Origin of the sequence: Viridibacillus sp. FSL E2-0187 (assembly GCF_038006425.1) — a bacterium.
GTDB lineage: Bacteria > Bacillota > Bacilli > Bacillales_A > Planococcaceae > Viridibacillus > Viridibacillus arvi.
The window spans coordinates 2,042,787-2,058,593 of the sequence record NZ_JBBOVG010000001.1 but is presented as its reverse complement, the minus strand read 5'-3'; the positions used below and the strand labels follow the sequence as shown (position 1 = coordinate 2,058,593).

At 33.7% G+C, this 15,807-nt stretch carries 14 protein-coding genes and 3 riboswitches; of the genes, 8 read left to right on the top strand and 6 right to left on the bottom strand.

Annotated elements, in window-relative coordinates:
* Nucleotides 1–60 precede the first annotated feature (60 nt).
* Nucleotides 61–1,236: an aminotransferase class I/II-fold pyridoxal phosphate-dependent enzyme gene (locus tag MHH85_RS09960; protein WP_340706918.1), complete on the bottom strand. Its 1,176-nt coding sequence runs from the start codon at nt 1,234–1,236 to the stop codon at nt 61–63.
* 729 nt (nt 1,237–1,965) lie between these two features.
* On the opposite strand from MHH85_RS09960, the gene MHH85_RS09955 reads away from it, so the two are divergent.
* The 7 genes from MHH85_RS09955 (at nt 1,966) to deoD (ending at nt 9,916) form a co-directional block, all read left to right on the top strand.
* Entirely contained in the window at nt 1,966–2,601 is a 636-nt protein-coding gene (locus tag MHH85_RS09955) for a sugar transferase (protein ID WP_340706917.1), read from the top strand.
* Nucleotides 2,602–2,918: 317 nt separating this feature from the next.
* The gene (locus MHH85_RS09950; protein ID WP_340706916.1) at nt 2,919–4,049 is read left to right on the top strand and encodes a glycosyltransferase family 4 protein; all 1,131 of its coding nucleotides are present in this window, start codon (nt 2,919–2,921) and stop codon (nt 4,047–4,049) included.
* Nucleotides 4,050–4,197: 148 nt separating this feature from the next.
* Nucleotides 4,198–5,253: a UDP-glucose 4-epimerase GalE gene (gene galE, locus MHH85_RS09945; protein WP_340706915.1), complete on the top strand. Its 1,056-nt coding sequence runs from the start codon at nt 4,198–4,200 to the stop codon at nt 5,251–5,253.
* Nucleotides 5,254–5,429: 176 nt separating this feature from the next.
* A riboswitch (SAM riboswitch) is annotated at nt 5,430–5,537 on the top strand.
* A 96-nt stretch (nt 5,538–5,633) separates the two neighbouring features.
* On the top strand, nt 5,634–6,542 hold the full coding sequence (gene metA / locus MHH85_RS09940; RefSeq protein WP_340706914.1) for a homoserine O-acetyltransferase MetA: 909 nt from the start codon (nt 5,634–5,636) through the stop codon (nt 6,540–6,542).
* A gap of 169 nt (nt 6,543–6,711) precedes the next feature.
* Complete coding sequence (locus MHH85_RS09935; RefSeq protein WP_340706913.1) at nt 6,712–7,353, top strand: alpha/beta hydrolase; 642 nt, start codon at nt 6,712–6,714, stop codon at nt 7,351–7,353.
* Between the two features lie 433 nt (nt 7,354–7,786).
* Nucleotides 7,787–9,160, top strand: a complete 1,374-nt coding sequence (locus MHH85_RS09930) for a purine-cytosine permease family protein (protein WP_340706912.1) — start codon at nt 7,787–7,789, stop codon at nt 9,158–9,160.
* Between the two features lie 45 nt (nt 9,161–9,205).
* Complete coding sequence (deoD, locus tag MHH85_RS09925; RefSeq protein WP_340706911.1) at nt 9,206–9,916, top strand: purine-nucleoside phosphorylase; 711 nt, start codon at nt 9,206–9,208, stop codon at nt 9,914–9,916.
* Between the two features lie 109 nt (nt 9,917–10,025).
* On the opposite strand, the gene MHH85_RS09920 is transcribed toward deoD, so the two are convergent.
* The gene (locus MHH85_RS09920) at nt 10,026–10,634 is read right to left on the bottom strand and encodes a TetR/AcrR family transcriptional regulator (protein WP_340706910.1); all 609 of its coding nucleotides are present in this window, start codon (nt 10,632–10,634) and stop codon (nt 10,026–10,028) included.
* A gap of 194 nt (nt 10,635–10,828) precedes the next feature.
* Here MHH85_RS09920 and MHH85_RS09915 point away from each other — a divergent pair, with 194 nt between their 5' ends.
* Nucleotides 10,829–12,016, top strand: a complete 1,188-nt coding sequence (locus tag MHH85_RS09915) for a YhgE/Pip domain-containing protein (protein WP_445684123.1) — start codon at nt 10,829–10,831, stop codon at nt 12,014–12,016.
* Nucleotides 12,017–12,235: 219 nt separating this feature from the next.
* Here MHH85_RS09915 and MHH85_RS09910 read toward each other — a convergent pair whose 3' ends face one another.
* From MHH85_RS09910 to MHH85_RS09895, 4 genes are read right to left on the bottom strand one after another with little or no spacing between them, the layout of a single operon-like run.
* Entirely contained in the window at nt 12,236–13,084 is an 849-nt protein-coding gene (locus tag MHH85_RS09910; RefSeq protein WP_340706908.1) for an energy-coupling factor ABC transporter ATP-binding protein, read from the bottom strand.
* Nucleotides 13,077–13,871, bottom strand: coding sequence for a cobalt ECF transporter T component CbiQ (gene cbiQ, locus MHH85_RS09905; RefSeq protein WP_340706907.1), 795 nt, complete (start codon nt 13,869–13,871; stop codon nt 13,077–13,079). The genes MHH85_RS09910 and cbiQ overlap by 8 nt, the downstream gene beginning before the upstream one ends.
* Before the next feature lies 1 nt (nt 13,872).
* Nucleotides 13,873–14,175, bottom strand: coding sequence for an energy-coupling factor ABC transporter substrate-binding protein (locus MHH85_RS09900; protein ID WP_038181494.1), 303 nt, complete (start codon nt 14,173–14,175; stop codon nt 13,873–13,875).
* Complete coding sequence (locus MHH85_RS09895; RefSeq protein ID WP_340706906.1) at nt 14,172–14,933, bottom strand: energy-coupling factor ABC transporter permease; 762 nt, start codon at nt 14,931–14,933, stop codon at nt 14,172–14,174. Before MHH85_RS09895 ends, MHH85_RS09900 begins: the two co-directional genes overlap by 4 nt.
* A gap of 201 nt (nt 14,934–15,134) precedes the next feature.
* Nucleotides 15,135–15,318: riboswitch (cobalamin riboswitch) on the bottom strand.
* Between the two features lie 243 nt (nt 15,319–15,561).
* A riboswitch (cobalamin riboswitch) is annotated at nt 15,562–15,752 on the top strand.
* Nucleotides 15,753–15,807 lie beyond the last annotated feature (55 nt).

Genomic DNA, 15,807 nt, shown 5'->3' with positions numbered 1-15,807 from the left:
CCCATCAGGTTCACCACAAAAAAACCGCAAAAGGAATCACCCTCTTGCGGTAAAAATCTATTAAGCGTGCACTACAGATAATGTTGCTAGTCGCTGAACAGCTTCAGCAATTAATTCTTCTTTTTGAACAAGTGCTAAGCGTACATAACCAGCTCCAGCATCACCGAAGATGATACCTGGTACCATTACTACGCCTGTTTCTTTAATTGCATGATATACAAAGTCAGTATCGTTCATTTCTTGATTAGGGTATTTAGCCCAGACGAACATACCACCCTTTGAAGGTGTTACATTCCAACCAATTTTAGTTAATCCATCCATTAAAATATGGTGTCGTTTTGAGAATGTAGCACGAAGACGATCTGTTATTTCTTCAGCATTGTCTAAAGCAACAATACCAGCCTCTTGGATTGGCTCAAAAGTTCCGTAATCCAAATTAGATTTTAATTCGTTGATAATTGAGATCATCTCAGCGTTTCCTGCTATGTACGCAATACGTGCACCAGCTAAACTAAAGCTTTTAGAAAGAGAGTTGATTTCCATGCCGACATCTTTTGCTCCTGGTGTAGCAAGGAAGCTTGATGGACGGTCACCTTCAAAATAGAATTCTGAATAGGCAGCATCGTGTAAAATAATGACATTATATTTACGACCAAATGCAACTGCTTTTGCGAAAAACTCTTCGTTAGGCATTGCAGGAACTGGATTTCCTGGTAAGTTTAGAATCATCAGTTTTGCTTTTTCAGCAACCTCTACTGGAATTGCATCGAAATCTGGTAAGAAATTATTTTCTTCTAATAAAGGCATATAGTAAGGAATAGCTTCTGCAAGATGAATACCGGCATCAAAGGCTACGTAGGCTGGGTTCGTCGTTAGTACATAGTCACCTTTATTACAGAAGGCCATCGGTAAATGGACAAGTCCTTCTTGTGAACCCATTGTTTGAATAATTTCCGTATTTGGATCTAGGTCTACATTAGTACGACGTTTGTAATAACGGGCTACCGCTTCGTAGAATCGTTTCGTACCACTTAGTGTATAGCCATATGAGCTAGCTAATGCACTTCGTTCAGACAATACTTTACGTACCTTTTCGTCTGGTGGAAGATCCGGGCTTCCTAAGCTTAAATCGATTAATTTAACGCCTTCAGCTGCTTTCGCATTGGCTGCCGCTTTCAAATCACCGAATATTGCTTTTGGAAACATAGCCATTTTTTTTGATTTTTCGATTTTCACATGCAAGCACTCCTTAGTTGCAAAAGTAATTTTAAGAAATATTTTAACATACTAAAGCTATTATGTAACAGATAAACTTCAGTAATTTCATATAATTTGATAAAAATTCACTGAATGCTCATGTTTTAAGTGTTTTTTAAACAAATAAGCATTCCTGGTTCATCTTTACTAGTGAAATATATATAATTAGGTGATATTTATATTTACGCACCCTTTAAAATAAGCTAGATATCATTCATAAGCATCAAAGGAGTTTGCAAATATTAGTGAACATTTTACTAGCTCATTAATTAAGTTAAAATACAATTTCGTATGGTAAACCAAATGTCTTTAGTAGGCATTTGGTTTTTTTGTGAAAAATAAAAAGTGTTTTCTATTAAATACTAATATAAAAAGTGTTTTTACTATGCAAATGTTGCAAAACTAATTAAATTTTAAAAAATCTATAACAATTGACTTATTCTTTGTGTTTTTCTATCAATAAAATAGAAAAATTTTGAAAATAAATATACTCAACTTAGATTTCATCATAAAAGAAGAGTAATGTTCATATATTTCTTAATGATAAGACCGAGAAAATAAGGTTTAGAATGAACTTGACGTAAATTTGTTCTTTTATATAATAATTTTATTTCTAAAAAATGGTACTCATATTCTAATACAAGTAAAAGACTCAATACGTTTGTCATAGGGGTAGTGCATAATTAACGGTAAAAAAGGAGGTTTGATATGCAAGTGAACCTAATAGATAGACCTAGTTTTTACGCTAAATATGGCAAAAGACTATTAGATATATTTATTTCTAGTATTATTTTGCCTATCGTTGTACTTTTCATGCTAATAATAGCTATTTCATTACTAATTGTATCAGGAAGACCTATTTTCTTTATACAAGAGAGAACTGGATTAAATTATTCAAACTTTCAAATTTGGAAGTTCAGAACGATGCGTATTGATCAAATTCAGAAGAGCAAAGTGAATGACTGGGAAGGTGGGGTACCTGAACAGTTCGTCTTTAAGAATTCGCAGGATACGCGTATGACTGGAATCGGGAAATTACTAAGAAAACTAAGCTTAGATGAATTACCACAAATTATTAATGTTTTAAAAGGTGAAATGAGTTTAGTAGGGCCAAGACCTGAAGTACCTGAAATTACAGCTTATTATAATCTAGAACAGTCTAAAAGATTGTATATGAAACCAGGAATTACAGGTTTGGCGCAAATTAATGGACGTTCTAATATTCCTCATGGAAGAAAAATAAATTATGACATAGATTACGTAGAGAATTGCTCATTTCTACTCGATATCAAAATATTAATGCGTACTATAAGTGTAGTTTTTAGTAGAGAGGGAGCTTATTGATAAGGACTTCAAGTCATATTTCATCCATATATATGGCGATGTGTGTAAGTCGAGAATTAATGGTGTTTGATCATCATTAATAGATTAAAAACAATAGGAATGACATTCAGTAAGCTAGATAAGTCATACATGGAGTAAAAAGAAAGAATAGCTTATTTAAACTTTACATAATAGATTCCTAGAAGATTTTTTTGTATTTGTGTAATTATGGGCTTTCGATGTTTTAGTATTCAAAGTAAATAAATTGTGCAGATTGATAAGTTACATTAATTATGGGCTAAATCAGAATAATACAAAGATCTAAGAAAGGTGAGGTAATGAAGATTGTTCAAATAATTACGAAATTAGATACAACTGGTGGCGCACAAACACATGTAATAGCTCTTACAAAACAACTAGCTCTAGATGGACATGAAATAACAATCCTCACTTCAAAAGGGGCACTTATTTATCAGCCGTTAAATGAAAAGAATATAAGCATTATACAACTTCAACATTTGAAATGGGCTATTAACCTTGTAGCGGATATACGTGCATTTTTTGAAATACGTTCTATATTACGCAGTATTAATCCAGATGTTGTAGCTCTTCATTCATCTAAAGCAGGTGCAGTCGGAAGGTTATCAGCTTTTTCTTTAAAGTTACCGACTGTCTTTACTGCACATGGTTGGGCATTTACGGAAGGAGTCAAACCAATAAAACGTTGGATTTATCAACAAATTGAGAAGGCATTTGCCCGAAAAACAACCAAAATAATTACTGTTTCAAATTATGATTATTCACTTGCTATCGAAAAAAAAGTTGCCAAAAAAGAAAAAATGCTGACGATTCATAATGGTATTCAGTGTAATATCAAACAGCGCCTTTCTCAAAACAAAATACCAAAAATCGTCATGGTAGCAAGATTTGAGCAACCTAAGCGTCAAGATTTGTTGGTCGAGGTACTTTCCTTAATGAAAGAGCAGGAGTGGCAGCTAGTATTCATAGGTGATGGCAAAGAGATGGAAGCTGCGAAAGCGTTATCGCTACAACATGATATTGCTCATCGCGTTAAATTTCTAGGTTCTCGTGATGATATCGAAACACAATTACAACAGGCTGATCTATTTGTCCTGCTGTCTAATTTTGAAGGACTACCTATCTCTATTTTAGAGGCAATGAGGGCTCAATTACCGGTTATCGCTTCAAATGTAGGGGGGGTATCAGAACTCATTATCGATGGTAAAACAGGGTATATAGTAAATCATGATATTCAAGTAATTAAAGACCGCTTGATTCAATTACTAGAGAATCGCGACTTAAGGCTAAAACTAGGACATGCAGGTTACCGTTATTTCGAAGATAGATTCTCATTTCATTCTATGTATGATAAAACAGTGAGCCAGTATTTACAGGCTCACAATGAAAAGAAAGAAATAATTGATGTAACCATACTTGATCATCACTAACTTTCTATAAATAATTCTTCTCTTGTTCTTTAATTAGACAAGTTACAAAATGATTTGTAATAAAGGGGGCGATTATCCAAAAGACATCTCGTACCATAAGAAAGAAGGTAATTCGTAATACAAAGAAGTTAAGAAATGGAGAGAAGCTTTGAACATACTAGTAACTGGTGGAGCAGGATATATTGGCTCACATATTTGTATCGAGTTAATACAAGCTGGACATGAAATCATTATTGTAGATAATTTTAGCAATAGTAATATTGAAGTAATCAATCGTATGCAAGCGATCACTAAGAAAAAAATAACATGTCTCTCCGTAGATATTAGTCATAAAGAAGATTTAGAAAAGGTGTTTCAGAACTACCCAATCGATAGTGTCATTCATTTAGCAGGCTCCAAATCTGTTCCAGAATCCCTCTATAATCCTATCAAATACTACTCGCAGAATTTGGTAAGCACAATCCAGTTAGTCGAATTAATGAATAAATATAAAGTGCGTCAACTTGTTTTCAGTTCATCAGCAACTGTCTATGGTACTCCAGAACAATGTCCTATCCCTGAAACTGCATCCTTAAATACAACGAATCCTTATGGTACAACAAAACTTGCTGTTGAAAAGTTCTTATATGAATTTGCTCAATCAAATCCTTCTTTTTCAATAATTTCATTACGATATTTTAATCCAATTGGAGCACATGTTAGTGGAATGATAGGGGAAGATCCTTTTTCTATACCGAATAATTTGATGCCTTATATAACACAAGTGGCAACGGGTAAATTACCTTATTTAAATATATACGGAAATGATTATCCAACGCTTGATGGGACCGGTATTCGTGATTATATTCATGTAGTTGATTTAGCAAAAGGTCATGTCAAAGCGTTAGAAAGTTTAAAAAGAAAGAATGGATGGAAAGTATTTAATCTAGGTACAGGTGAAGGATATAGCGTCTTACAAGTTGTAAAAACATTCGAATATGTATCAGGTATCCCCATTAAATACCATATTAGCGATCGTCGTGAAGGTGATGTTGCCATTAGCTATGCAGATGCTACAAAAGCAAAGCTACAACTCGATTGGGTGGCAGAAAAAACACTAGAAGATATGTGTAGAGATGCTTGGAGATGGCAAAGGAATAATCCAAATGGTTATAAAGTAAGGAATTTAGAAGAAAATCAGTTGTTATATATAACTGATTTGTAATTGTTGCATAAAACTGGAATATGTTTTATACTATATTAAACATACTTAATTACTATGATTTAAAATACTTTTCTGAAGCCCTGTAGGAAAACTAAGAGGGCTTATTTCCTATGGTTAAATTGACAGAAATGTTTGCTTATCTGACAATTTAATGATAGGATTAAATCAATTAAATATTCTTATCAAGAGAAGCTGAGGGATAAGGCCCTGTGAAGCTTCAGCAACCTCTGATTCAATCAGAAAGGTGCTAAGTCCTACAAGACAAAAGTCTTGGAAGATAAGAAACGAGCGTGTTAAGTTAGCCCTCATTCTTATCTAGAGAATGAGGGCTTTTTATATGCGTGTACATAATAAAAAAAGAAAAAAGGAGAGAAATAGCAATGCCAATTAATATTCCAAAAAACCTTCCGGCAACGGAATTACTAAAAGAGGAAAAAATCTTCGTAATGGAAGAGGACCGTTCAAAAAGCCAAAATATTCGACCTTTAAATATACTGATTTTAAATTTGATGCCAGAAAAGGAGAAAACCGAGCTTCAATTATTGCGTCTCCTTGGTAATACACCTCTACAAGTGAACGTAACGTTTTTAAATACTGCGACATATGTTTCTAAAAATGTTAGTAAAACACATTTAGAATCGTTTTATACGACGTTTGAACATGTTAAACACCGTCGATTTGACGGTATGATTATAACTGGTGCACCGATTGAATTAATGGAGTTTGAAGATGTTGATTTCTGGGAAGAAATTGTTAGTATTATGGATTGGACCAAAACAAATGTCACATCTGTTTTACATATCTGTTGGGGTGCACAAGCAGCACTTTATCATCATTATGGTATTGGGAAATTCCCACTGGCGAAGAAATGCTCAGGAATTTATGATCATACAATCACAGATCCAACTGTGAAGCTTGTTCGCGGTTTTAATGATATATTTACTGCTCCTCATTCACGGAATACATCAGTATCTATAGAAGAAGTTGAAGCTCATCCAAAGCTTAAACTATTGTCAGCCTCTAATGATGCTGGAGTATTTATTGTCATGTCAGAAGATGAAAAGCACATTATGATTACCGGGCATTTAGAATACGATGCACATACTTTGGCAGATGAATATTCTCGTGACGTTGCTAAAGGGTTGAATATAGAAGTTCCACATAATTATTTTCCAAATGATGATCCATCAAAGCAACCATATAATACTTGGCGTTCACATACCCATTTATTGTTCTCCAACTGGTTGAACTACTATGTATACCAAGAAACACCATTTGAGTGGGAATGATATAAAGAAATAATCTATTCTATTAGTTAAATGGAATAGAGCTTTTTCTGTTGAGTGTAGATACTTCTTATAAGTAAAGAACATTTTCTATTAAAATCAAAAGGTAAGCACCTTCGAAGCATACTTTATGCTATGATAAATGTAGTTTATCTCGAAGGGAAGACAATCAATGAACTCACCTTTTACATTTATTCATACAGAACCAAAAAATATGGATCCAGCTAAAAAATACCCTGCTATTTTCTTATTACATGGGATGGGGAGTAATGAGCAAGATTTACCTGGATTAGTAGCTGATTTTAAAGATAGTTGTCATATCTTTAGTTTACGGGGTCCTATTACACAAAAACCTGGTTATGCTTTCTTTACAATACAAGATATAGGGAAACCGGATCGTCCAGTTTTTGATAAAGTAGTGCATTTTATCCGAGAATTTATAGATGAAGCTTCTTTCATTTATAATATTGATGTAGAAAAAGTTGTATTAATGGGCTTTAGCCAAGGTGCTATTTTAGCGCAATCACTAGCATTTGTATTAGGTGATAAGTTAACAGCTGTTGTCGCTTTAAGTGGTTATATCCCTGATTTTGTGAAAAACGAGTATCATAAACAATCGGTAGAACATATGCCAATTTTCATCTCACATGGTGAATATGATTATGTTATTCCTCATCAATGGGGAGTTGAAAGTAAAGATTTCTTTGAATCATTAGGTGCAGCTGTCACTTTTAAGAGCTATTCAGACGGACATGGTGTTACACCAGCTAATCACTTAGATTTAGTTACTTTTCTAAAAGAACAAATTTCTTAACTAAACTATAAAAGAGACAAACAAAATTATGCACTAACCTATAAATATGAGACAAATAAAAACACCTTTCGTTGAAAAAGGGGATCCTACCTTTAAAAATCAACGTGAAGGTGTTTTTTTGTAAGTCATAAGTAAGTTAACCTTGAAGGGCAGTCGAGTTAACTGTCAAAAAAATGTCACAACACAAATTTTTTTTGCACAAAGTATTTCAAAAATAAATTATGTGATGTTATTATACATGTGTAATGTGATGTAAGTGTTTTCAAGGAGAGTGAAAACATGATTTTTTTTAAATGAAGAGGTCTGACGTCAGGCAAATATTATTGGGTGGAAATGTAAGTTAATAATATACATTACTAAAAAAATCATGAATTACTCATAATTTACTATGTTTTAGGGAAAATAACTTTAAACAAGAAAGAGGTTGAAGGAAATGAGTCAAAAACACCCTGATTTAATTCTAGAAAGCGAAAGAATTGGACAACCTAAGCAATTGTTTTGGATATGGTTTTCGTTAAATATAGGGATAATGGGACTGGTTTACGGTGGAATTATCGTAAGTTATGGTCTCAACTTCATACAATCAATCGTAGCTGCGTTCTTAGGTGCAGCATCGTTTGCACTTATCGGGTATCTTAGTTTACCGGGTAAGCTAGGAAAGGCACCGACATTTGTATTATCCCGTGCGCCTTTTGGAACAAAGGGAAACTTGATTCCAGCTGTTCTAGCATGGATTTGTTTGATTGGTTGGCTGAGTGTCGGTAATGTTCCAACGGGTATTTTCTCAATTAATGCAATTGTTACTGCGATAGGATTTGAAGTAACAACAACAACACAAATAATCGGGTTAATCGGTCTTACAATTGCGATTATGGCGTTATCTCTTGTAAAACAAGAAACGCTTGTTAAAGCTCAAACGATATTTACTTATATTTTTGGTGCTTTAACAGTAGTTGTATTGGCTATTTTAGTACCACAAACAGATTGGTCAGCACTTGTGAATATGCCAAATGGAGACTGGGTTGGAGGAGTATTGCCTGCTATTTCCATTATTATTGCTGGTTCAGCTCTTAGTTGGGCAATGTGTGCGAGTGATTACTCTTGTTATCAAAGTCCTCAATCTTCGAATAGATCCATTTTCTGGACAACAACGTTCGCATCAGCTTCACCACTATTTGTCATTATGTTCTTAGGTATTTTAATGAATGCAACGAATCCTGAACTGGTTAGTTCTGCGGATCCAATTGCTGCATTAGCGTTACAAATGCCTAAATGGATGGTTATTCCATACTTTATTACAGCACTGGGCGGAATTATTCCACCTGCAGTTATTTCACTACGTTCCGGACGTAATGCTTTAGAAGCTACAAATATAAAAATTTCAGATCGAACATCGATTATTTTCCACGGTGCAATCATGGTATTGCTTCCGACTTATGTGTTATTCATTAATGGTGACTTTTTAGGTTCATTCCAAATGTTCTTAGGAGTTGTCGGTATTGGTTTGGCAGCTTGGACAGCTGTATTCGTAGCAGATTACGTTATTCTTCGCAAAAAGCAAGGTTATGATCCTGATATCATTTCAGGTGATAAAAATATTGCTGTAAACAAAGGGAATGTAATTATATGGTTTGTAAGTGTTATTGTTGGACTTCTGTTCACTTCAAATCCAATATTCCCTGCTCCATTTGCAAAAGGTATTTTTGAAGGAAATAGCCTTGGAGTATTATTAACATTTGCGGTTGGATTAGTCTTAAGCTGGATTTATTCTTCAGCACAGTTGAAGAATCAAACAGTAAATAAATAAGAAAAATCAATTTAACATATCAATTATTCGGAGGTAAGAAGTATTATGAGTATCCATTTAAATGCAAAAGAAGGTCAAATTTCTGAAAAAGTATTGATGCCAGGAGATCCACTTCGTGCAAAATATATTGCAGATACTTTTTTAGAGAATGTTGAGTGTCATAATACAGTCCGTGGAATGTATGGTTATACGGGGACATATAAAGGGCAGAAGATTTCTATTCAATCATCAGGAATGGGCGCCCCTTCAATGAGTATTTATGCTACTGAGCTTATTAAAGATTACGGTGTGAAAAATATTATTCGTATTGGTACAATCGGAGCTATGAAGCGTGAAGTGAAAATCCGAGACATCGTCATGGCAATGGCGGCAACAAATGATTCAAAAATGCAAAACATCATTTTCCCGCAAATTAATTATGCACCAAACGCAAGTTTTACTCTTCTCGAGAGAGCATATCGTTTATCTAAACAAAATGACGGTTTGAAAGTTCACGTAGGTAATGTATACACTGGCGATGCATTCTATGAAGACGATGATACAATGATTCATAAGTTAGCTGATTACGGTGTACTAGGTGTGGATATGGAGACTGCAGCTCTTTATACACTTGGAGCTAAATATGACATCGACGTCTTAAGTATTATGACAGTTAGTGACCATGTAATTACAGGTGAAGAAACAACAGCGGAAGAACGTCAAACAACGTTTAATGACATGATTACAGTAGCGTTAGAGACTCTTGTTAATGAATAATTTTTTGCGGTAGAAAATAACTTATTTTGCAGCCAGTTGACGGTATAATACCGGCGACTGGCTTTTTGATGTTGATAAAAGATTGAAAATTAATATTCCTGACTGCAATTCAGAGACCAATAGAAGCTCTAGGTCCTTGTACCGTCAAATTGAAAAGTATTAATGATATTTCATAAGGTGTTTGTTTCATACCACTATTTAACCATTGTTGAATGACACCTAAATGGGCAGAAGTAACGTAAGCAATGAACATTTCAACTGGAACTAGCATGTCTTCTTTTTTTAACTTAATAAATAGATTTTGAATTATGTTTTGTCTAATTACCTCTTTAATTTTCACTTGAAATGAAGGGTCGCCCTTTGGACCAAGAATGACATTCATGAAGTCGGAATTTTCTTGTAAATATTCAAATAATTCTATTAAAAATGGTGCTGGCTGATTCTGAGTATAAAAAAATTGAATATCATTAAGATTTAAATTTTTGAGATTTAGTCCTATTTCTTTTAATTTCAACAGCACTTCTTCTTCACTTTGAGCTAATAAATCGTATTTATCTTGGTAGTGCAAATAGAATGTACCACGATTGATATCCGCTTTTTCAGTTAGATCTCTTACTGTTATCGCATCAAATCCTTTATCAGCCATTAATTCTGTAAGTGCATTTCTAATGACTTTTTTAGTTTTAATAACTCTTCTATCAACTTTTATATCTGACAACGCAAAAACCTCCAAAATTATTGATGAATAATGAACACAAATTAAACATCTGTTGATTAATCATCAGACCTCTATTTATTGTTTATTGTATTTTCAATGATACTAATTATAATAAACATTACGACCGATATTCAACACTGTGTTCAATAAAATTATTAACGGTCATGAAAGTCTGAGGAGGAAAATAAGTGAATATTTTCAAAAATAAAATGTTACTATCGGTGCCAGTTATTGCTTTAGTTGTTCTTTTTATCTTTGCAATTACTCAAATACCATCAGTAAAACAATCACCAAAAAATTTACCGATTGCTATTGTTAATGAAGATGAGGGGGTTGAAATTCCACAAAAAGGGACATTGAATTTAGGAGCAACAATTGAAAAGAACATTAAAAAATCATCAAGCGTAAATTCAAATGATGATGAAGCAGCTATTAAATGGGTAACAGTTTCTAGTTTTAAAGAAGTGAAAGAAGGAATGAACGACAAGCGATACTATGGTGCAATAGTAATTCCGAAAGACTATAGTGCAAAACAAGCTTCATTACAATCACCAAAACCAGTATCTCCAGAAATACAATTGTTTGTAAATCAAGGTATGAATGCAATAGCATCTAATACCGTATCACAGATGTTTAATAGTATTTATGACAAGCTAAGCGAGAATACGAGTTTAGAACTATTAAAAGGTTATAAAAAACAAGGAAATATGATCACAACTGAACAAGCTTCCTTCATAGCATCGCCAATTAAAAAAGTAGTCACTAATGTTAATTCGTCGGGGACTCAGGGGAATGCACCCGTTTCTTTATTCCAACCATTATGGATGGCGAGCATAGTTGCATCTGTTATTCTTTGGAACTCAACGAAAAAATTACAGCAAAAAACAAGAAAGAAAAGGTTAGTTATAAAATTAATTCAAGTTCTAGTTGCAGCAATATGTGCTATCCTTATAGGGTTTACACTAACTTGGATAGCGGACGTTATGCTTGGATTTGAAATACCAAAATTTATGGATACAGCACTGTTCTTAGCCATTACAAATTTTAGTTTCATATTAATGATTTCAGCTATTCTTTCTTGGTTAGGGTTTGCCGGTGTACCAATTTTTGTGCTGATGTTATTCTTTGGAGCACCATTATTAGCAATGGCACCCGAATTTATGCCTTCTTTTTATCATGATTGGATATTCCCTTGGCTACCTATGCGTTTTATGGTAGATGGGCTAAGAGAGTTATTTTTCTTTAGTAAAACATTAAGTTGGAATCAACCAACCTCTGTTTTATGTTGGATAGGTTTAGGCAGCTTAGTAGTATTCTTTATGTCTATCCTCAAAGAGGAAACTAAAAATGAAAACACCACTTTAGAACATTCGGACAACTAAATAGTAGAAATTAAACAAAGCCATGAGCAAAAAGTCGCTCATGGCTTTGTTTTTTTCTATATTAAATGTAAAAAGCAATAACATTATAAATAATATATGACTAAATATTGATTATTTACAAACCTCTCTAGTCTATATAATGAAGATCAAAATCCAGCATCTAAGAGAAAATAAAAACCATACTAGCAAAAATCTAGTACGGTTTTAGAATCATAATTGTTACTTAACAGTTATGTCTGCCTTAAAATGCTGAAATAATTGCTCCTTATTTCTAGGAAAGAGGGCATCAATTGCTAACACTCCGTTTTGTTGTAATTGCTCTACCGTTTCAAATATCCAAGGCTTCTCAAGATGAGCTTTTGATAGTAAGTTAGGTTGTTTGAAAACGGAGACTGGATCACCATGATATAGAATTTGTCCTTCACTCATGACGATGATCTCATCAGCCCATTCATATGCAAAATGCACATCATGTGTCGACAATATAATGGTTTTATGCGGTTTATGAATCGTATTTAAAAGTGACATGATTTGCTTAGAATAATATGCATCAAGACCAGCAGATGGCTCATCTAAGATAAAGACATCGGGATCCATAGCCAAAACTCCAGCAATAGCGACACGTTTTTTTTGTCCTAAACTTAAAAAATGAATTGGTTTTTGTTGTAGGGGGATAACTTCAGTTTCTTGCATCGCCCAGTTTACTTGTTTAACTACTTTTCCTTTAGACCATCCAAGATTTATAGGTCCAAACGAGATATCTTGTTTTACAGTACCAGAAAATAACTGAGAATCCGGATCTTGAAAGACAATGCCAACTTGCTCTCTTAACTTTAATAAAGATTTGCGTCCATATTCCATCCGATACCCTTTAAAATATATCTCACCTGAAGAAGGTTGTAATATCCCATTTAAATGCTGAAATAATGTAGATTTACCAGCACCGTTATTACCGAGTAATGCAATTTTCTTGCCCTTTTTTATAGAAAGAGAAAGGTCGTTTAATGCAATTGTGCCATCTTGATAGCTATGAGTAAGGTGTTGTATGTCAAAAAATAGCTCATCCATTTAGACTTCCTCCAAACTGAATATAAACAGAGACAATGCTAATAAAAATAAGTGCAATGAATACCCAATTTTTTTTAGAAAATGAATAATCATTCTCTAATAATGTTATATCGTCCTTATAGCATCGAGAATTCATCGCAATAATTAACTCTTTTGAACGTTGAAACACATGAACAAATAAAGATGAAACAAGTAACCCTAACGAATGAATACTTTGTTTCACAGTTAAATAACCAAGACGAGAATTTTGAGCTTGATGAATTTTAAGTGATGTTTCTAAAAAAACGAAAATGAAGCGATATGTGATTTCAGTTAATTCAATTAATAAAGAGGGAACTCTCAGTCTACGTAAGACATGTAAAATATCATGTACAGGTGTAGTCAACGTTAAGAAGTATAAGCAACTAATACTACTTAGCACTGTGAAAAATAATTGAATTGCCGTCTCAACACTATTTTCCGTAATAAAAATATGCAATCCTAACAATTTAGTTGTCCAAAGTGAAGAAGTGATTAATGAATCATTACTTGAAAATGAAATCAATATAGTCAGCATACTCGATAATAGGAAAAAACTAGGCACTAATAATAACTTGAAATAATATTTAAAAGGAATTTTCGCACCTAAAATTGTAAAAGCACTCATCACAGTGAATGTGATGAGTGATACAAGTGTATCTTTCACAGTTAACGAAAATAACATGAGAAAAAAGGTGAATACCATTTTTTCTATTGGATGAATATGCTGCCAACGATTCATATAAGCATATTTATCAATAAGAAGCATCTTATATTTGACCTTCTTTGTTATTAACATTATCTTTGCGTTTGTATTTACCTCTTGTTAGACCAACAAAATAACCGATAAAACCAGCACCAATGGCTGCTTGAAGGCAGAATAATAGACTTTCAATTTCACCACTTGGTGGCTCCCAAATACTTGAGAACCAAGGCTCATATGAAGCATTTATTTCACCAATGGCAGCTTCAGCTTCACCATCAGCTCCTCCAAATTCAGCCCCTTTTTGAATGAAAAGAGGGAAGATTGCAAGAATGACAACGATTGAGATTAATATTAGATTTTTTTTCATCGTTGTTCAGCTCCTTTCGAGAAGACGTGCAGCGCTTTTAACTCAGCTACGTTGTATTTTTTTAAGAAATTCATAATGACTACAGTTAAAATACCTTCAGAAATAGCTAAAGGAATTTGCGTTAATGCAAAAATACTACTGAATTTCGTGAAAGAAGCAAAGAATCCACCGACTTCAGAAGGGAATGCAAGTGCTAATTGAATAGAAGTGACTAGGTAAGTGCCAAGATCACCTAAAGTTGCAGCCAAAAATACAGCAATTGCAAAAGATAAGCCTGCTTTAGAAGCCCCTTTGTATACACCGTAAGCAATTAGAGGACCAACGACTGCCATTGAAAAGGCATTTGCACCAAGTGTTGTTAAGCCACCGTGAGCTAAAAGCAATGATTGAAATAAAAGAACAATAAAACCTACAATACTCATTGCAAATGGACCGAATAAAACAGTTCCTAAACCTACACCAGTAGGGTGAGAACAACTACCTGTTACAGATGGAATTTTAAGTGCAGATAAAACAAAAGCAAAAGCCCCAGATAAGCCAAGCATCATTTTAGTATCTGGATTTTCCTTAATTGTTTTACGTATTGATCGGAATCCAAGAATCAAAAATGGAATTGTTACTGCCCACCAAAAGATAGCCCATTCAACAGGTAAGAACCCCTCCATAATATGCATGGCAAATGCTTGTTTTGGAACAATCATGACAAATGCTAAAAAGTATATCATTTTCCAGTTAACTATTGATTTTAACTTATTCATATTATTCTCCCTTTTGTTTATGTATTTTTACTAGATATACATTTATATATAAATAACACCTCCTATGAAATACCTCTCAGGGTAGGGCGTACAGCGATTTTTTGAATAAAAAAGCACCTCTTTCATAGAAAGAAGTGCGTGAAGGAAAAGTCATCAAAAAATAAGACTTACTCACTTTCACACCCATCCTCGTAGGTTGAAACAGTTCCTCACTTTATGGCAGGTCTCCTGGCTTAGAATCATCATTTTGCTACAGCCTTCCCGTCATTTGACAGTGACATTATGTAGCAAAACTCCTCAACACAGTGGCGGGACCGCGTCGGATTAACACCGACTTCCCTTTTAAGTTAAAAGCTAATTTAACACCATAAAGTTTATTGAATTGTTTGATTTCAGAATATAGTGTATCATGAGAATTTTCTTTCTACTATATTTTTTTATAGAATTTTCAAAAATATTGAAATTAAGTAGTAAGGTAGATATAACCTTTCTGAACGACATTATATAGGTGAAAATGCAAGTTCTAAATTATGTCAAGATAATATTCATAAAAAAATCTATTTGAATCTAGTAAAATTTAGTATATGATAGTTACAGATTTAGAATTTACTGAATAATACAATTGAATATCAAATTTAAAAGTGCCGACATGTTTGGTTTATTGAGCATGTTGGATAATAGGGAAATCGGTTAGAATCCGATGCAGCCCCCGCTACTGTAACGCTGATGAAATGATAATACTCACTGGTGAAATACTGGGAAGAGATCAAAGTAAAGTGACGCGTAAGCCAGGAAACCTGCTTTTATAATTATGAACGATACTTTTCGGAGGGAAAGGTGAAGGCTACAGTGGATGACGCTTGTTTTTTTTGGT